This window comes from Methanosarcina siciliae T4/M, from assembly GCF_000970085.1.
In the GTDB taxonomy this organism is placed as follows: domain Archaea; phylum Halobacteriota; class Methanosarcinia; order Methanosarcinales; family Methanosarcinaceae; genus Methanosarcina; species Methanosarcina siciliae.
In genome coordinates this window covers 1,265,104-1,283,988 of record NZ_CP009506.1, presented here as the reverse complement: position 1 = coordinate 1,283,988, position 18,885 = coordinate 1,265,104, and the positions used below count along the sequence as shown (strand labels likewise).

Here is an 18,885-nt window from a genome sequence, read left to right as displayed (position 1 = left end):
AATGATCATAGTAAAGGACCTGAAAAGGTATTACGGAACAGGGGAAACAGCTGTCAAGGCTCTCAGGGGTGTTTCGTTTGAAATAAAAAAAGGGGAATTTGTAGCGATAATGGGCGCATCCGGAAGCGGAAAAACGACTCTCCTGAGGATACTGGCATTACTGGACGACGCAACGGATGGAGAATACACCATTCGGGGATTGCAGGTTTCCAGCTTGCCCGAAGCCGAAAGAAGCTATTACAGGCTAACGCAGGTCGGTTATGTTTTTCAGGACTATGCGCTTATTAACGAAATGAGTGCTGCAGAAAATGTTTACATTCTTTCCATGATGGAAGGAAAATCAAGGAAAGAATCTTATGAAACTGCTCTTGAAGCCCTGGATAAGGTTGGCCTGAAAGGAAAACACAATAGGGTTCCTGATGAATTATCCGGCGGGGAAAAACAAAGAGTTGCAATCGCAAGAGCCATAGCAAAAAAACCTGACATATTGTTTGCTGACGAGCCATGTGCAAACCTGGACACCAGCAACTCAAAACAGGTACTGGATGTTTTCAAAGAATTGAATGAAAAATATGGCCAAACAATCGTAATGGTAACACACGAACCTTGGCATACCGAGTATGTTGATAGAGTAATAACTCTCGAAGACGGCAACCTGGTTAGCGATGAGAAAAAACAAAAGAGGTAAAATGCCACTTCGAGTCTCTTTTTTGAAAATAGTTAATCTAAGTTTATGCTACTGAAAAGCCCACATCCCTGCAGAGCAGTTCGGCCTGCTTGAGGATGTTTTCAGTAGCGAGTTTCTGCATGTCCGGGGGGTAGCCGTATTTTTTCAGCAGTCGTTTTACACTTACTCTCATCTTTGCCTGGATGTTTTTCCTGAGAGTCCAGTCAACCCCTGCGTTTTGCCTGATGATTTTTACAAGTTCTGCGGCCATGAGCCGTAATGTCGCATCACCTAGGACGTCCACAGCACTTTCATTGTCTGCAAGTGCATCGTAAAATGCAAGTTCCTCTTCACTGAGGCCGGTAGTTTCACTTCTTTTGTCGGCTTCGTTTATCTTTTTTGCCAGATCGAGGAGTTCTTCGATAACCTGGATGGTATCAATGCCCCTGTTTTTGTATTCGTTGATCGCTCGCTCAAGCATTTCGGCAAAAGATTTGCTCTGAATCAGGTTTCTGCGTGACCTCGTCCTGATCTCATCGTACAGCAGTTTTTTCAGGACTTCATATGCAAGATTCTTTTGCGGTAGGTCCCGGACTTCGGCAAGGAAATCCTCGGAAAGGATCGAAATGTCAGGCTTTTTTATCCCTACTGCATCAAAGACATCGATAATTTCTTCATTTGCAATCGATTTTGAAACCAGCTCTTTTATTGCCGAATTCATTTCATACTTCGATTTTGCAGGCTTTCTGTCAACTTTTACAAGAATAGTTCTCACAGCCTGGAAATATGCAAGCTCGTCCCTTATCCGGTCTGCTTCTGGATGCGGGACAGAAAGGGCAAAGGCTTTGGAAAGCTCGGTTACATGCTGGATGAAACGCTTTTTTTCCTGCGTCCTCTCATCTTCCGTCCGGCCTTTCGAAAGGATGAAATCAGCTCCCTCCCTTACGATTGTAAGTTTTTCTTTCGGGAACGCTGAAAAAATCCTCATGTAATCAAAGCCATAGAAGATGTCCCGTACGATTTCATATTTTTCGAGCATCAGCTCAACAGCTTCGTCCTTGTAATCCGCAGGGCTTCCCCGGCCTCCGCTTCGCGTATAGTTTGCCATTGCATACTTGAGGTCGTAAAGGAGCCCTACATAGTCAACTATCAGCCCGCCGGGCTTGTCCCTGAACACCCGGTTTACGCGGGCTATTGCCTGCATGAGGTTGTGCCCCTGCAGCCATTTCATAAAGTACATGGTGTGCAGGCAGGGGGCATCAAAGCCCGTGAGCCACATATCGCAGACGATTACGAGCTTCAGGGGATCTGTTGGGTCCTGCATCCTGTCCCGGATCTTCGTCCTGAGGCGCTTGTTCCTTATATGAGGCTGCAGAACTTCGTCATCTGCGGCGCTGCCGGTAATGATTACTTTTATTTCGCCTTTGAGGTCGTCTTCACTGTGCCATTCCGAACGAAGGGCGACTATTTCGGAATAGAGGTCAGCGCACATCCGCCTGCTCATGCAGACGATCATGCCTTTGCCGTCCATGCCGTCCTCAAGCCTTTTCTCGAAATGGAAGACGATATCGGATGCAAGCTTTTTCAGGTTGTCTTCACTTCCAACCACAACTTCAAGCCGTGACCAGCGAGACTTGAGCTTTTCGGCTTCGTATGAATCCCTGTCGTCGGTTATTTTTGAGAAGTCTGCATCCAGTGTCTCTCTAGCCTCTTTGACAAGGTCAAGCTTTGAGAGACGGCTCTCATAGAAGATTTTTACAGTTACTCCGTCGTTTACAGCCTGCTCAATATCGTAAATGTCGATATAGTCCCCAAAGACCGCAGGCGTGCTCCTATCATCAAGTTCGATGGGTGTGCCGGTAAACCCGATGAAAGATGCATTCGGGAGAGCATCTCTCATATGTTTTGCAAAGCCGTAGGAGATTTCCGCAACCTTTTCATCTTCTACTTTCCTTTCCCGGATCTTTGCATCAAACCCGTACTGGCTGCGGTGAGCTTCGTCAGCAATTACAATGATATTTCTCCTTTCCGAAAGAGTCGGGAACTGGTCTTCTTCCCCTTCGGGAGAGAACTTCTGGATCGTGGTAAATACAATCCCACCCGAGGCAACTGCAAGGAGTTCACGCAGGTGAGCTCTTGTGTCCGCCTGCACCGGCTGCTGGCGCAGGATTTCGCTGCAACGGGCAAAGTTGTCAAAGAGCTGCCCGTCAAGATCGTTTCTGTCCGTAAGCACGACAATGGTCGGGTTGTCAAGTTCAAGCGCCAGTTTCCCCGCATAAAAGACCATTGAAAGGCTCTTCCCTGACCCCTGCGTATGCCAGACAACCCCGCATTTTCGATCCCCGTCCGGCATGGAAGCAAGTTTCGTCTTCTCCACAGCCCTGTTCACGGCATGATACTGATGATACCGGGCAAGTTTCTTGATAACTTTTCCCCGGTCGTCTTCAAACACAATAAAGTGCCTGACAAGGTCAAGGAGGATTTCCGGCCTGCACATCCCCCGGAAGAGAACCTCCATTGGAGGCACCTTAAAATCCGCAACCTTTTCCCCGTCAATAGTCTTCCAGGGCACAAACCATTCCCTGTTTGAAGTAAGCGTCCCGACCATTGCATCCTGCCCGTCACTGATCAGCAGGAAAGCGTTGTACCGGAAAAGTCCCGGAATCTCTTTTTTGTAAGTCTGAAACTGCCTGTACGCATCCCAGATAATTTCCTCGTCTTCAAACCCGCTCTCTTCGTCCGGCCTCTTTAACTCGACCACCACAAGCGGCAGCCCGTTTACAAAAAGGATAATGTCAGGCCTTCTGTTGTTTCCGTCCTCTACAATGGTAAACTGGTTAACTGCAAGAAACTCATTTTTTAGAGCTTCCGAAAAGTCAAAAAGCCATACCTTGTCATAAACGGTTTCCCCGTCCTGCCCCTGATATTCCACATCTACCCCGTTTACCAGCATATTGTGAAATGCCCGGTTGTTGTGCACGAGGTCCTGACTTTCAGCCCTGAGCACTTTTTTTATTGCTTCTTCCCTTGCTCCTGCCGGAATTTTCGGGTTCAGCCTGTCAACCGCAGCCCTGAGCCTGCGCGGCAGGATGACGGTCCCGAAGTCTTCCCTTTCGGCATCTTCCGTTTCGGGAGCAATGCCCGGGCCGTAGAGGTAATCGTATCCTAGCTCGGAGAGAATTTCAAGGGCTGCGGCTTCAACTTCGGATTCGGGGATGATGGCTGGGATGGGGATTTCTCCTTTCTTTTTTGTCTGGTTTTTAATTTTTAAGGGCAAGCTCTCGCTCAAAAAAGAGCTTTAGCTATTGAAACAAGAGCATAAAATTAGAATTGTGTATTTCAGTAAATTTATTTAAGTGTAGCTATTTTGTTGTTTTTCTTTTGAGAAAACGAAAGTCATGAACTACTGTCAGTTGTACCTGTTCCGGGTGGATAATTGGATTTTTTCTTATTGAAATCTACAGAAGATATCCTTCGATATTGGATTTTCAAAATACTAATCTGGATTAGTCTAATAATGATTAGTATTTTTTCTGTCAGCGGCGCAGTTCAGCGTTTTTAAATACTTTTTAATCAACTGAGCCAGCAAAAGGAATTGATTTGAATTAAAATCCAACAGGCGGTTTTGAAAAAATGTTTTTCTAAAACCGGGGAAACCGTATTAGCTTTACCGATTCTGTCTTGGCAGAGTTGCGTCTCTGCAGTGCGCTGTCCTTTTCGCTCCGCTCAAGAGGACTAATTGTTGGGTTGAGGTAGTGAACTGAGCTTAAGGGAAATAAGAGAAAATAGATTACAAATATCTTGACCAGTACAGCGTTATTAGCTATAACCGAGTCTGTCTTGTCCCGCTCGACGCAGGAGAGCGGTCTTTTTCAAAAGTTAATACAGGAAAAATAGAAGCGATGAAATTAATACATATTTATTAATGTCTCTATTACATAGGTAGTACAGCCCAAAACTTGGGATATTTCTTCATTCTTGGCCCCCAACTTGCCTTTTAGAATTTACTTCATAATTATTTTGTGTCATTACAGACTCTAAATACGCATCGTCAAGTACTTTAAGAATTATCCATTTATCCCTTGGATCAAACTTTATTTTTTCTTGACCGTTTTCTACAATTGTTTCTACACTCAAATTGTTTCGAACTATAGATCTCTTAATATCCTCCATGGTTATTGTTGAAAAGTAAGGTCGGTTGGCTATGTTCCTTAATTTTACTAACTTTTGCAAATGAGATGTACAAGATTCTGAAAATTCTGAAAAGTTTGCAATAGGAATACGTTCTTGAATACAATTCAAGCAATCTCCTGCAAGTTCCCTTAATAGATCATAGAATCTAAATATTGTTTGGAAATTATTTTTATTTATACTAAATACATAATTTTCAAAAGCTATGCAATCAATTCCCTCATCAAAAAGAAACCCTGTTTGTTCCAATCTCATGTACATGTTACCAGTCCAGACAGCGGCAAGTTTAGTTCCCCTAGATAGCTCTTTCTTCTTGCTGTATGTCCTAAACCAATATATCGGGCTCTCTGAATGTTCTGTTTGAATAATAATCACATAAAATCTAAGATTGTTGAAGAATTCATCTTCTGAATCGCTAAATAGAGGTATATCTACTGGATCTGGTATCCCCTGAAGAATGTCTGACAAATACTCAATTTCAGAAAGATCTACCCATTCAATTTCATGCTTTTCTGGCTTATAACCAGGGTTGTATTCTAATAGATTTATATCATAATTGCGGTGGTTTCTGCGTAGTGAGGAGTTAACTTTGTTTATAATTGCCAGAAATTTGTCTTTTAAATCTTCTGATATATTCAGACTACGATAAACAGGTGCTTCTGAATCACTTTCAAAAGATCCAAAACTTAGAGTGACATCTCCTCTGATTTCCTCAATATTTATTAAGTTTTCAAATACTTCCTGGGCAGTCATGTACTTTTCTCCATAAGAAGATAATCATTAATTTTAACTACTTTCAATTTTTCATTTTTTATCATCCTTTTTCTACGGCTAACTATAGTATAATTTGATCCAGTTGAGGTTTCAATTTCATAAATGTGGAATCTGAATGCGCAAAGTAGAGGATTGATATGAATCATATTTGAGTTGATATATATGATACCAAGAATTATAAAAAAGATGAAAATGCTTATAAGATTATTAAAATCATTAAAATCGAATCCAATAAACGGGAATATATATGTAATGATGTAAGCCATTACTTCAGCATCTTTTTGTTGGACTCTCGAAACTTCCAACTCTCTTGTACTTGTTATGTTTATTTTTCTACGAACTATTAAAAGACCAAAAATTGATATGATTGCCAAAGCGGTAGGAAGCAAAGACCAATAACCATAATCCTCTCTTGTCTGTAAAGTAACGATTAATAATAATGGAGAATAAGAGCTTATAAAAAGGAAGATTTTTGTAAAATTGGTAAACATCTATTCATCTCTTTTTTTACTGTACTCTAATTTTCCCAGAAATCAATTTTGGAAGTAATGAATCACGGATTGCACTAAGATTTTGAAATTCTTCAAGGTTTGATAACATTTTATGCATCAAGTTACCAACAATATTTTCGAATAATTCTATAAAATTCATAGAAGGTACAATTATTTGAATCTGCCTAAATGTTTTTGTTGTAATCGTATCAAAAACAGTACCATATGCGTTTTGTTTCATATCCTGAATGAGATTCAAAATTATCAAGAATAAGAAAAAGTCACCGTAATCGTATTTGCTTTTTAACCCATAATTAGTCTGATTGATCGCCATTTCCCCGGAAAGAATGCAAACGTTACCGACAGTTCCTCTGGCAGTTACAACGGTTGTATATTTTGGAAGCAACTTTGCATTACTTCTCTCAATTCCTTTTTGGGTAATTGTTTTCTCGGTAGTTAATATAAAAGTACCATTCGAACTTGTTACATCCTTTGCTGAAACCCAAGGAATTCCACCATCCCAGTATTCGCTGACTGATGTCTTAGGAGTTCCACCGCTTAAAAGGTTCGCAAAATCAAGAATATTTCCAACTCTCCACCCCTCCGGAATCTCCCCCAATTCCGAATCTACCATCCTGCCGCCGCTTGATTTGTAAGGATTTCCGTTTTTGTCCGGGAACTCGAAATCGATGAACCAGTGTTTGAAGAGAGTTTGGGCGATTTGTTCCAGGGCGGAGTTCATTTTGATATTGAGTTCAATTTTATCGTCAAGGCTCATTAAGATTTCAGATATCTTTATTTGTTCATCATATGGTGGAATTGGTAGTAGGGTTTTTCTAAGTTCTTTCTGTTTTATTCCCGTAACAGTAGTGCCTGATTCTCTCTTTTTTAGTTCATTTTCTACAGTTGGAGATTGTAAAACAAACCTTAGAAAATTATTGTGCAATATTCCCTGTTTTCCTCTTAAGGTAATAAGTCTTTGAGCCAGAGCAACTTTTCTTTCATCTAATTGGGCTACTTCTCCCATAGGTGCTTCCGTAGTGATTACAACATCACCAGGCTTTGGTAAGCCTCTTCGCATCCAACTTTCGTAATCTTCTGGAGAAATGAATTCATTAGGTTCAAGGATTCTACCGTTCTTGACTATTTTTGCTGTAATAAGGGGGACTCCAGAGTCAGTCTTTTTAGGAGTCTTTCCCCTGTAATCAATGATCGATTCCATAGCTTTTTCCAAGGTTAAAAGACCCCAATCTTCAGGAATCTTCCCGATCTCGGTTTCTTTAAATTTTTGAGTCATTTTTTCAATTCCAGAAGTTTTTCGTTGTTCCAGATTACTTTTCCAAGTTCAGTGTATAACTCTTGCCTCTCCAGAATGGCTTTTTTTGTGAAATGTTCGACTGGTTTGAATTTGAGGTTGAACTCATCTATGAATTTGAGGAATTGGGGGTTATTCTGGTAGCATTTTTCATTTAAGGAACGAGCCAGTATATTTTCACTGAAGTACATTTCCTGTTTTTCTTCGTAGGTTTTGTCTTTGTAACTTCTGTTTTTGTCCCTTGGGAGAATCAGGAGAGAACCGAATTTGTTCCGATATTTCAGGAAAGATTCTTCTGATTCGAATTCTTCAGTGTGCTGGTTGAAGTGGTTTGCTAAGACGTGTTCAATATCACAGGGATTTTTAACGTCTCTGTTTACGTAATCTTCGAAGGAATATGGAAGGCCTATTTCCCGATCAATAAAGTTTGTCATCCGCGAGATAATGTGAAGCATGTACCGCTTGGTAAAACCGTTGAGATAAAACCATCTTGCTCCGCTTACTTTGAATTCGGATTTATTAAAGTAGTTGTATAAGTATTCTGCAAGTTCATCAAGGGGCAGCCTGCGGATTTGTAGGGTTAAATCAAAGACTCTATTTTTTATTGCAGAATAATCAACAGTTTTAAAATTAAAAACTCTTGAAATAACAAATAGATCAACAAAACAAGAAACCAGTTTTATCTTTTTATTGGTAATTTCTTCGGGATCTTTTGGATCGATAGAAGCCATAATTAATTGATACTGGAGAGTGAAGCTGTTATTGGCGTTATAATAAACGTATTCGTAGTCTCTATCGAATTCATTGGAATACTTTAGCAATCTCTGGTAGATTTTAGAAAACTTAATGAAATCATTCTTTATAAAGAGTTCAAAGTTGTCGCTTTTATACAGTCCTATTTTTGACGAGTTTTCCCTCACCCACTTGTGAAATTCATTTCCTATGATATCAAAATCTCTGGGAACAGCATCTTTTTTTGTATCTCTTATTGAGGCCGCAAACTGAGCACGAAGCCAGTTCTTTATAAATGTCGAGTCGTTGTCCTTGTCTAATTCTTTTAAATTTAGGATTGTCTGTTTCCACATATCATTGCATTTGTTTCTTTCTTTGTCGTCTTTTATTTCCGAGAGCAAATAGCCTTTTAACATCTCAGTTTCGGTAAGGCTCAGCCCTCTGTCATTCATCGAAACAAATATCTTATGTGCATCCTGTTCAGTTTGCGTTATTATGCGAATGAAGTCCAGATTATCCAGAAGCCAGTCTTTGAAGAATAAAAGCGTCTGCCCTTTAACCTCTTCGGGGAAAAGTTCTTCGATATATTTATAATTTCGATAAATATTTCTGACACTTTCAGGCATATCCGTTGTGTCAAAGGTTTCATCATTTTTCAATGCCTTTAGGCATTCTTCTCGTTCTTCTACATTTAAATTAAAACTTTTTTCACCGGATTTTTTGAAGTAAAATAAATTTAAAACCTCTGCTTTTTCTTCACTATCTTCTAGATTATGATATAGATAAATTAAAAGAAGCGTCAGAGAAGTAAGTCTCTGTTGACCATCAATAATTGCATTTTCAGAGTCAGTCAGAACAATTGAACCCATGAAATAATGGCCATAGTAAGGTACGTCTTTAAGAGAATCATCTTCATTGTAATACTCTAAAAATTCACTTGTCAGGTCTTCAATCAACTCTTCAATCTGTTTTTTACCCCACATATATTCTCTTTGATAATAATGAACTGTGTACTTGACTCCAGTGAACAATTCTCTTAGAGTTTTTGGTGTACCTTCTATCTTTTTCATGTGCTCAACTCGATATTCTTTTTCTTTTTGTGCAACTGATATTATGAAAATACCGCTCTCCTTCGGCGAGCGGTACAAGACAAGTTAAAGACGGCTATTACAGCTCCCAGGTTTTTGAGTTCACAGAACCTTTTTTCTGGCTTTCTCAATTCTAGAATCTCAGAACTATTCAGCCTGAAGTCACAGTTCATACCCGAGCCCTGATAAATTCTCCTTTATCTTCTTCTCCAACTCCTCTGATTTCCTGAACTGCTCCGAAAGTTCAGCAGTCAGCCTCTCCATTTTCTCTTCAAACTCCTCATCGTCATCTTCGGTTTCTTCAAAACCTACATAACGGCCAGGGGTCAGTATGTAATCGTGTTTTTTGATCTCTTCGAGAGTTGCAGCCTTACAGAAGCCAGCGATATCTTCGTATTTTCCGCTCTCGAAATTTTCCCCGCGCCAGGCATGGTAGGTATCGGCAATCTTCCGGACTTCTTCATCTGTCAGTTCGCGGTGTGTGCGGTCCCTCAAAACTCCCATATTTCGGGCGTCAATAAAGAGGACTTCCCCGCGCCGGTCTCGAAAACCGCTGTTCTGCTTGTTGCGGGCAAGGAACCAGAGGCAGGCGGGGATTGCGGTGTTGTAAAAAAGCTGGCCTGGAAGGGCTATCATACAGTCCACAAGGTCGGCTTCGATGATGTTTTTCCGGATCTCGCCTTCGCCGGAGGTGTTTGAGGACATTGAGCCGTTGGCAAGGACGAAGCCTGCAATCCCGGTTGGGGATAGGTGGTGGATGTAGTGCTGGACCCAGGCAAAGTTCGCGTTTCCTCGGGGTGGGACTCCGAATTTCCAGCGGGGGTCTTCGGTCAGGAGTTCGCCTTTCCAGTCAGAGTCGTTGAAGGGTGGGTTTGAGAGGATGAAATCGGCTTTGAAGTCTTTGTGCAGGTCGTTATGGAAGGTGTCGCCCCATTTGATGCCGTCATTGTCTATGCCGCGGATGGCGAGGTTCATTTTGCAGAGACGCCAGGTGGTCTGGTTTGATTCCTGGCCGAAAACGGAGATGTTTTCAAGGCGGCCGTCATGGGCTTCAATGAATTTCTCGCTCTGGACAAACATTCCGCCTGAGCCGCAACAGGGGTCGTAGATCCGGCCTCTGTAGGGTTCTATCATTTCTACAAGGACCCGGACGATGCTCCTCGGGGTGTAGAACTGGCCGCCGCGCTTGCCTTCTGCATCTGCAAACATGCCGAGGAAATATTCGTAAACTCTGCCGAGCACGTCTTTGCTGCGACTTTCCTTATCTCCGAGGCCGATTGTGCCCACAAGGTCGATCAGCTCGCCCAGGCGCTGTTTGTCAAGCCCTTCCCGCGCGTAGTTTTTCGGGAGCACGCCTTTAAGGGTGTTGTTATCCCGCTCGATTGCGGTCATGGCGTCGTCCACGATTTTTCCTATCGTGGGCTGCTTTGCATTCTTTTTAAGGTGACCCCAGCGGGCTTCGGGTGGCACCCAGAAAACGTTTTCTGCAAGGTATTCTTCCGGGTCTTCCGGATCAGCTCCTTCCTCAACTTCCGAGAGCAGTTTTTCGTGCATCTCTTCAAAAGCATCCGAGATGTATTTCAGGAAAATAAGGCCGAGTACCACATGTTTGTATTCAGCTGCGTCCATATTGTTTCGGAGCTTATCAGCTGTCTGCCAGAGTTTTTCTTCAAAACCGAGGTTTGCGCCGTTTGAGCTTGCTTTGTTTTTTGCCATAGGTGATCAACGTTATATTTAATGTGCATTGGATACTATTATATTGTTATAAATGTGTTGATTTACTGTTTCCTGTTCTGGATTTCTTAATGCCGATAACCTAAGTTCCGTATTTTTAGGCGCATTTATAAAGTTCCTTGATTTTTTCGAATTTTTTGTTTTCGGCAAGTTCGAAAACATAAAGTTCAAGCAGATAGGAACATTCCCGGAAAAATCTTCAATATATCACTTCGGAAAAGTCGTCTTCTTCATTCCTTAAAAGGATAAAGTCTATATTTTCGTCGGACATCCCGTGTTTTTTAGCAAGCCTGTTGAAGTTCTTTTCATATTCCTTTTTCATGTTCTCTTCAGACAGGGCCAGAAAGGGCTAGTATAGGAATTGTTAGAAGTCAGGCTGGGACAACTGGTATGTGATAATTAAACGTTCGGTGAGAGAAGTCTCAATTGTTGCTTCATCTTTTTTTGTGATCTCAAGGGGCAGATATTACGGTTCCTCTGTTTTTGAGTTCGCTGAATCTTTTTCCGGCACTTTTCTTAATTATCACGGATATTTTATGCAGGAATTTTACGTATGGACTGGAATTATTGGGAAATATGTTAATTAGAATTAACATAATATTGAAAAATATGTTAATTAAGTTTAACGTAAAATTGAAAAATATGTAAATCATAATTATCATATGATTTTAAACCATGATAATTGGAATTAACATTTAATGCAAAAAGGCCATAGGGCATCCGGACATATCATTTAACAGCAGAAAAATTTCTCACGCAGAAGATTTCCCTGGGGGCTAAAACATGATCAATCTCGCAAAATATAATTTTCACTGGAGGGAGGGCTTCAGTTATGGATATGATGTGAAGAGGGGGCTTTTTGAAGAGCTTGTGAGATACGCAGATGTGAGGCCGGTTGTGGGAGTTGTAGGGCTCAGGCGGACGGGAAAGACTGTACTTTTAAAGCAGCTCATAGATTATCTTGTCGAAAAGGGAGTGAAAAGGGAGAGGATTCTTTATTTTTCGTTTGATGATGTTGGGGCTTCCCTTGAAGAAGTTATGAGCGAGTATCAGGCAAGGCTCGGGGTAGAGCTTGCAAAGGCGGGAAAAGGGGGGAAGCTTTACATCTTCCTTGATGAGGTACGGAAGCTTGAAGGCTGGCAGGAACAGTTGAAATATTACTACGATAGTTTTCCTGACCTCAAGTTTTTCATTTCAGGGTCTTCCTCGCTTTTTCTTAAACAGAAGGCTGAAGAATCCCTTGCTGGAAGGATTTTTCTCTTTCACCTGCCGGTTTTGAGCTTTAGGGAGTTCCTTGTGTTGAAAGGGGAAGGAGAACTGGCTGAAAAGCCTGAGTTTTTCAAGGAATTGGTAAAAGAGCAGGTTCTGCTATACGTAAGGCGGCAGTTCCCGGAACTCGTAACTGCAGATGAAGGCTTTATCCACCTTTATGTAGATTCAATTGTCGACAAGGTTGTCTATGAAGACCTGCCAAAAATTTTCCCGATAGAATACGAAGACTTGCTAAAACGCATCCTCTATATTGTAGCTTCAAGCCCCGGCATGATTACCGATTACGAAGCTCTTGCCAATGATCTCGGCATAAGCAGGGTAACTCTTACAAAGTACGTCTCCTATCTTGAAAGGGGTTTTCTCCTGCAAAAATGCTATAACTTCTCCAGAAACCTTCTCACAAGTGAAAAAAAGACAAAGCGGCTCTACCTTACAAGCCCGAGTCTTGTAGTGGACCTCTGGGAAGAACCGGAATTCGGAAGAGTCGTTGAAAACCTCGTGGTCAGCAGTTCCAGAGCAAAATTCTTCTGGCGAAGCGGAAAAGACGAAGTTGACTGCATACTTGTCCGGGATGGCGAGATTCTGCCAATCGAATGCAAATACAGATGCAGCATCCGGAAGAGAGACCTCAAAGGCCTGCTAAAATTTCTCACAACCTTTGAACTTCCTCACGGCTATGTCATAAGCGAGGATATAGAATCCGAGGAAATTATCGAAGGCAAAAAAATAAGCATAATCCCGCTGTGGAAATGGCTCTTGAATTTCTGATCTTTAGCTATGATCGTTCTCCCTTTTCGTCCTGTCTGATGCTTTTCCAACTTTATGAGAACAGGAAGCCGAAGCGAATCTTCTCTGCGGCAACTGTATCTTCTTATACATATGCTTTTTAAGAATTGGCTTTGTTCTCAGATTTTTTCTTTGAAACTTTTTTACTGCTTTTACATGTCTTTTTGTTTTTTATGTCTTCACCAGCTTTCTCTTCTACTTTTTCAGTAGATTCTTCAAGGAGGAGGCTTGTAAGAAGGTCCATATTTGTTTTCAGTTCCTCTAGCATTTCCGGGGGGAATTCTTCGGAATTTTCGGTGGCTTTCAGGGTTTTCTCAAAATAGGATATTGCATGAGCAGGGTCACTGTTGAGGTAGGCAGATCCCACAATAAAATGCATGGGGAAGAAGTTTTCATGTTTTTCATTGAACTTTTTGTAAAAATCCTGGATTTTTTCAAATTCTTCTTTTTCCGCAAGTTCCATTATATAATCCTGGACAAGTTCAACATAATCCGGGCCTTTGTCCAGCAGAAAATCGAATTTTTCATCATCGGTCATTAAAAAGAAACCGGTTTCAAGGTCATCTGCTATCCTATCCTCTTCCAAAATCTCTTCTAACGCCAGTTCTTCGAATAAGCCGCCCTCTCCAAAAATATCGTCCTCATCAAGGAAATCTTCAGCCTCTTTTTTCATGAGGAGCATATCAACCTGAGCCCCGGATATTCCCATTTTGCGGGCAAATTTTTTGAACTTGCTTTCGTATTTTTTCTCTTCGGCTTCTGAAAAAAAGTCAAGCACATACGTGATCCACTTCACATAGGCCTGTTTGTCCTCAAGCCAGGACCTGTTGTCAATGGACCACAAAACATAGTCAAGGACAAGGGTGAATTCATGGTCGTAAAGCAGGGATTCCTTAAGAGGTTCGACCAGGCTTTTTACAATTTCTTTTTCAAGGGGTTTTTCAAAGAAACTGATTGGCTTGTCGTGGTTTTCCTTTATATTCTTCAATGCCCTTATGACGTCTTTGTCCGTTACTTTCCGGTTCGCGTTGTAGTAATAGTCGGCAATTGAAAACTCGATTTCACTCAGATACTCGCTGTACTCGTATTCTTTATTGTAAATGCTTTTAATTTCCTTAATCTCCGGAGTATCCGGCACGAGAAATTCGGACAGGGATAAATCTTCTAAATCTTCTTCGACTAACTGATTGTTTTCATCAGGATTCATGAACACCGTTCTCTGTTTGACAATATATATCTATTTCTGATGGCCGGAATAGACAAATACAATTATTTTATCTAGTTTATTGGTCATTTTTTTCTTTTTCAAGTTTATTTCAAATCTGAAACAGAGCCAGACATAGTCAGACAGGGCTAATTTTAAGATAAGTATTATGCTCTCTATTTTTGATCTGCTGTATTTGTTTTTCCATAATTTCAAATGAAGTTCAATTATCACTTATTTTTCAATAACTTCCCAATGGCCACCTCTAGCAGGACCTAAACGCCGGAGAACTTCTTTTTTCTTTAATTTGGAGATGTTTTCTTCTACTTTTCTTTTTGAGATGCCTACGTTTTCAGCCAGTTCCCTGGTCGTAATGTCTGGATTTTGAAGAATTAAACCGATAATTTTCTTCTGATTTTCAGTTAGAGTTTCTTTTGTTATTTCACCGACCTTTTCACCGACCTTTTCACCGACTTTTTCACCGACTTTTTCAATACTTTTTCGTTTGAATGTGACAATGAATTGATTGCCAATTTCTCTAAAATCGGTGTCAGGCTCTTTTGTGAGGATGGTGTTTATTCCACGGCCCCATTTTTCTATAAGGTGAATTTCGTGGAAGATTTCAGCGATTAATTCGTTTCTTCTTTCGGAGACCATTTCGGATTTGATCTGTTCAATTGTGAGTCCGCCGTAAAGCCGGCCTTTGTTTCTTATTTCAACCCGGTTTTTGAAGATTGCGACATTTACGGAATCATATTCGTAATAGTCACGGTGGCAGAAAGCATTTACAACTGCTTCCCTTATGGCTTCTTCATTTATTTCCGGAACATCTATTCTTTTAAGACCTTCAAGTTTCATGCCAATATGGATGTTTTTCAGGATGTATTTCTGGGCTTCTTCTATAAGATCGAAAATGTCGCCTGTGAATTCCTGCATGTCTATGATATAGGATGTGTCACAGGTTGCAAAGGTCGCACATCGAAGTTTTGCATTAGGGAAAAAGGTTTCAGGGTTTTCTCCAAATATAATTACTGCAGCGTTGGTTAATTTTCTGTCTTCGATTAATTTCAGCTTTTTCAGTGAATTTTCAAGTCCGGTATATTTTTTTCCCGCTGCTTTTACAAATTCTCTTATTTTTTCTTCGCTGAGGTCTTCAAGGGTTGCATCTCTGCAAATTGCTGTGTCCCATTTAAGCTGGGAACGGTTTTTTCTAAGAATAATATCTTCAAGTTCTCTTCTGCTCAGAAGTTTATCTTCATCAGATATTCGTATATACGCTCTTCCATAGGCAAGATAAGGAATATCGCTTCCTCTAAATTCTATTTCAATGCAGTTTTTTCCCTTAATGGATACTTGCCTGATGCTCGGGTAAATTCTTGGTTCAATATTTGCAGAAATGGATTGTGAGATATTTCTTAAGGTGTCTTCTCCAATATCCTGGCCCAGAACAGTTCCGTCATCTTTTATCCCAAAGTATAACTTTCCTTCCTGATTCTTGTTTAGCATTGCAACTATGGAAATAATTCCAGGCTTTAATTGAGCTGTGGATTTTTTTAGCTCAAGGATTTCAGATTCTTTCAACCTTTCTTCAGAGTTCATACCCGAGTCCTGCCAGATTCTCCTTAATCTTCTTCTCCGGCTCCCCGGATTTCCTGAACTGCTCCGAAAGTTCTGCTGTCAGCCTTTCCATTTTCTCTTCAAACTCCTCATCGTCTTCTTCGGCTTCTTCAAAACCAAGGTTTGCGTCGTTTGAGCTTGCTTTGTTTTTTGCCATAGGTGATCAACGCTTTAAACAATCGTTTAATCAAAGCCGTAAACTGTTATAAAATTGTTGATTCTTAGCATGTTCAGAGCAGAAAAATTAAGCATAGCATTGTTCAACATCTCATGTAGTGTAGTACATCGATTCCAAATTTATTATGTAAATTAACATATAATTAGTTTTATATTTTTATGTATGGCTCGCATAAGTCGTCGTCCCAAATTATCACTTACACATGAAGAAATAAAATATTTGGAAAAACTAAGCCACTCTAGAAGTGAACCTGCAAGTCTTGTTCAAAGAGCTAAAATTGTGCTTTTAAGCTTTGAGGGAATAAACGATACAGAAATCTCTCGGCAACTAAACGTTGCTTATAATACCGTAAGATCTCGAATACAAAGAGTTCTGGATTTTGGGGTCATAAAAGGCCTGAAGGATAAAACAGGAGCTGGAAGACCAAGGACAATTACAGATGAATCCCGTGTATGGCTGATCAAGGTTGCATGTATGAAACCAAAGGACTTTGGGTATCCGCATGAAATCTGGACACAGAGACTCTTAACTAAATATGTAAAGGAAAACTGTATCAAGGAAGGACATCCGGAATTATCAAAGATCAGCCAGGGAACCATTTCAAAAATCTTGAATGCAAGTAACATAAAACCACATAAAACAAGGTATTACGCCGCCAAAGTAGACCCGGATTTTGATGAAAAAGCAAGGAAGGTCCTGGGCACTTATAAGGAAGTTAAAAAACTAAAAAAAGAATTCAAAAAAACACACATGAAATTCTTGGAATAACATGCCCAAAAAATGAAAGTCCTTTTCACTTACCTTTTTTGTATATTAACTCCATCATTCCCTTTGGACAGGAAGGTTGTTTTCTCTTTGGCTCTTCGAAGCCGTCAAAAAACTAACCATTGAATTGCCATCGAAGGCCCAAATGTGACTTTGATCACGGATACCAAATTGCCTTTTAGGTAATTCTACTGTCCTTGAAATGATGGAGTAATGTAAATTGGCAGGAGAAATAAACAAATCTTGCGGTTTAGATATTCACAAACGTTTTTTGATTGCTACTATCCTCTGTAGATCCGGTGAAAAACAGCAACAACGTTTTGATAGAGATGAAGATGGAATTTTAAGCCTTAGAAATTGGGTTACATCAGAAAAATGTGACGTTGTTGCATGTGAATCAACAAGTGACTTTTGGGTTCCGATTCATGACTCCTTGATAAAACATCTGCCTTTTATCGTTGGAAAATCTAAAAGATGTGCTAACAGACATTTTTGGAAAAAATGGTAGAGAGATCCTATCAGGGATCTGTTCAGGTAAAAATGTTAACCAGATTATACAAAACCTTTCTCCAAATGTTCGTAAAAAAAGCGCTCAGATCCGAGAACTTCTGGACAAAGAAATTTCCCAGAGTGCTGTAATCAGGCTTAATATATGTTTGAAGCTGATAAAGGATTTTGACGATTCAATCGAACATTTGGAAAAAGAGATTTTCAATTATGCTTATGGGAATCATAAGCAGGAAATGGAAATTTTAATGTCTGTTCCAGGTATAGGGGAACTTGGTGCGGCAACTCTAATTGCTGAAATAGGCAATTTTAAAGATTTTGCTTCAGGGGACAAACTTGCTTCATGGCTTGGACTGGTTCCTAATGTGTACCAATCTGCAGATAAATACCACAATGGAAGGATTACTAAGAGAGGACCAAAGGGAGCAAGGTGGATTCTAACACAGATAGCTCAGGCAGCAGCAAGGACGAGAAATAGCAAGTTAAAAGAGTTTTTTAACAGAAAAAAGAAGTCAATTGGACATGCAAAGGCAATTATTGCCCTGGCAAGGAAAATTGCAACAATAATATGGCATCTGATCACAAATGATGAGATGTACGAAGATGAAACGGGATATGTAAAAGGAGAAGGTCAAAGGAGGAAGATTGTTGAGACAGAGATATTTTCAGTTGATGAACGTATCTCAATAATTAGTGAAATATTCGCAATTGTTGAAAAAAAGAAACCTGACATTTAGTGAAGGGGAAGTATCATAAAGTACACATTCCGGACCCTGGCTTCAATTTAACAGGACAAAAATGTTACATTTACTTCCAACAGAATCAAAAATTCTGAATGAGGGTCCGGAGTGCGAAATCAGAGGGACTTTCATACCAAGAAAAAGGTAGATAGAGTAATCCTTTCATGTGATGAAAAAACAGGCATTCAAGCTATTGAAAATAAATACCCGGATATGATGCCAACAGAAGGAAAATATCCTATGATGGCAAGAGATTATGAGTATATTAGACATGGTACTCTTTCATTATTTGCATGTATTGATTTGATTACCGGGAAAGTTTATCACAAAGTTTTTGAAAAAGGTAGAAGTCGTGAATTTATTGAGATTATAAAAGAAATAGTATCAGATTACCAGGATACAAAAATCGTAGCAACTCTTGATAACCACAAAATACACACATCAGAAGAAACTAATAAATATATAAGTACCTTGGGAAAAGGGAAGTTAAAGTTCGTATTTACCCCAAAACATGCATCATGGTTGAATATTATTGAAAGTTTCATAAGCAAAATGAGTAGAGGCTTTTTAAAGGCAATAAGAGTAAAATCAATAATGGAATTAAAGAACAGGATCGATCAATACATAAATTTACTCAATGAGGAACCTGTGGTATTTGTGTGGAAATATAAAGTTGAAGGAGAAGACAGGATTCCCGGTGGAATTGCAATATGAAACAAATATGCAATTAATTAGGAATCGATGTAGTAGTGTCCTGTAGTTCCGATTTACAGAGAATATTTAAAGCAGGAATCAAAAGAAAAAATTAATGAAAAAAGAGCCTG

General features: G+C 40.1%; 12 protein-coding genes and 3 pseudogenes. 5 read left to right on the top strand and 10 right to left on the bottom strand.

Going from position 1 to position 18,885, the window contains the following annotated elements; genetic code table 11:
* The first annotated feature begins 1 nt into the window (after position 1).
* Positions 2-688 carry an ABC transporter ATP-binding protein gene (locus MSSIT_RS05540; protein WP_048174538.1) on the top strand — a complete coding sequence of 229 codons (687 nt, stop codon included), beginning with the start codon at positions 2-4 and terminating at the stop codon, positions 686-688.
* 43 nt (positions 689-731) lie between these two features.
* On the opposite strand, the gene MSSIT_RS05535 is transcribed toward MSSIT_RS05540, so the two are convergent.
* The 7 genes from MSSIT_RS05535 to MSSIT_RS25215 form a co-directional block, all read right to left on the bottom strand.
* Positions 732-3,944, bottom strand: coding sequence for a type I restriction endonuclease subunit R (locus MSSIT_RS05535; protein WP_231590435.1), 3,213 nt, complete (start codon positions 3,942-3,944; stop codon positions 732-734).
* Positions 3,945-4,639: 695 nt separating this feature from the next.
* A complete protein-coding gene (locus MSSIT_RS05530; protein WP_048170697.1) occupies positions 4,640-5,611 on the bottom strand; it encodes a Kiwa anti-phage protein KwaB-like domain-containing protein in 972 nt (323 codons plus the stop codon).
* Positions 5,608-6,123 (bottom strand): hypothetical protein, encoded by a 516-nt coding sequence (locus MSSIT_RS05525; RefSeq protein WP_048170695.1) that lies wholly within the window; start codon positions 6,121-6,123, stop codon positions 5,608-5,610. Before MSSIT_RS05525 ends, MSSIT_RS05530 begins: the two co-directional genes overlap by 4 nt.
* A 16-nt stretch (positions 6,124-6,139) precedes the next feature.
* Entirely contained in the window at positions 6,140-7,420 is a 1,281-nt protein-coding gene (locus MSSIT_RS05520) for a restriction endonuclease subunit S (RefSeq protein WP_048170694.1), read from the bottom strand.
* A complete protein-coding gene (locus MSSIT_RS05515; protein WP_048174536.1) occupies positions 7,417-9,240 on the bottom strand; it encodes a DUF262 domain-containing protein in 1,824 nt (607 codons plus the stop codon). Before MSSIT_RS05515 ends, MSSIT_RS05520 begins: the two co-directional genes overlap by 4 nt.
* Positions 9,241-9,420: 180 nt before the next feature.
* On the bottom strand, positions 9,421-10,974 hold the full coding sequence (locus tag MSSIT_RS05510; protein ID WP_048170692.1) for a class I SAM-dependent DNA methyltransferase: 1,554 nt from the start codon (positions 10,972-10,974) through the stop codon (positions 9,421-9,423).
* A gap of 217 nt (positions 10,975-11,191) precedes the next feature.
* Entirely contained in the window at positions 11,192-11,314 is a 123-nt protein-coding gene (locus MSSIT_RS25215; RefSeq protein WP_269430810.1) for a hypothetical protein, read from the bottom strand.
* A 461-nt stretch (positions 11,315-11,775) separates the two neighbouring features.
* Here MSSIT_RS25215 and MSSIT_RS05500 point away from each other — a divergent pair, with 461 nt between their 5' ends.
* A complete protein-coding gene (locus tag MSSIT_RS05500) occupies positions 11,776-13,032 on the top strand; it encodes an ATP-binding protein (RefSeq protein WP_048170688.1) in 1,257 nt (418 codons plus the stop codon).
* 118 nt (positions 13,033-13,150) lie between these two features.
* On the opposite strand, the gene MSSIT_RS05495 is transcribed toward MSSIT_RS05500, so the two are convergent.
* The 3 genes from MSSIT_RS05495 to MSSIT_RS05480 form a co-directional block, all read right to left on the bottom strand.
* Positions 13,151-14,257 (bottom strand): hypothetical protein, encoded by a 1,107-nt coding sequence (locus tag MSSIT_RS05495; RefSeq protein ID WP_048170685.1) that lies wholly within the window; start codon positions 14,255-14,257, stop codon positions 13,151-13,153.
* Positions 14,258-14,488: 231 nt separating this feature from the next.
* Positions 14,489-15,853, bottom strand: a complete 1,365-nt coding sequence (locus tag MSSIT_RS05485) for an ATP-binding protein (RefSeq protein WP_048170681.1) — start codon at positions 15,851-15,853, stop codon at positions 14,489-14,491.
* Entirely contained in the window at positions 15,843-16,028 is a 186-nt protein-coding gene (locus tag MSSIT_RS05480) for a hypothetical protein (RefSeq protein ID WP_048170679.1), read from the bottom strand. The genes MSSIT_RS05485 and MSSIT_RS05480 overlap by 11 nt, the downstream gene beginning before the upstream one ends.
* A gap of 183 nt (positions 16,029-16,211) precedes the next feature.
* On the opposite strand from MSSIT_RS05480, the pseudogene MSSIT_RS05475 reads away from it, so the two are divergent.
* The 3 pseudogenes from MSSIT_RS05475 to MSSIT_RS05465 form a co-directional block, all read left to right on the top strand.
* A pseudogene (locus MSSIT_RS05475) lies at positions 16,212-16,793 on the top strand (helix-turn-helix domain-containing protein); the annotation flags it as partial.
* Positions 16,794-17,034: 241 nt separating this feature from the next.
* Positions 17,035-18,058: pseudogene (locus MSSIT_RS05470) on the top strand (IS110 family transposase).
* A gap of 129 nt (positions 18,059-18,187) precedes the next feature.
* Positions 18,188-18,775, top strand: a pseudogene (locus tag MSSIT_RS05465) (IS630 family transposase); the annotation flags it as partial.
* Positions 18,776-18,885 lie beyond the last annotated feature (110 nt).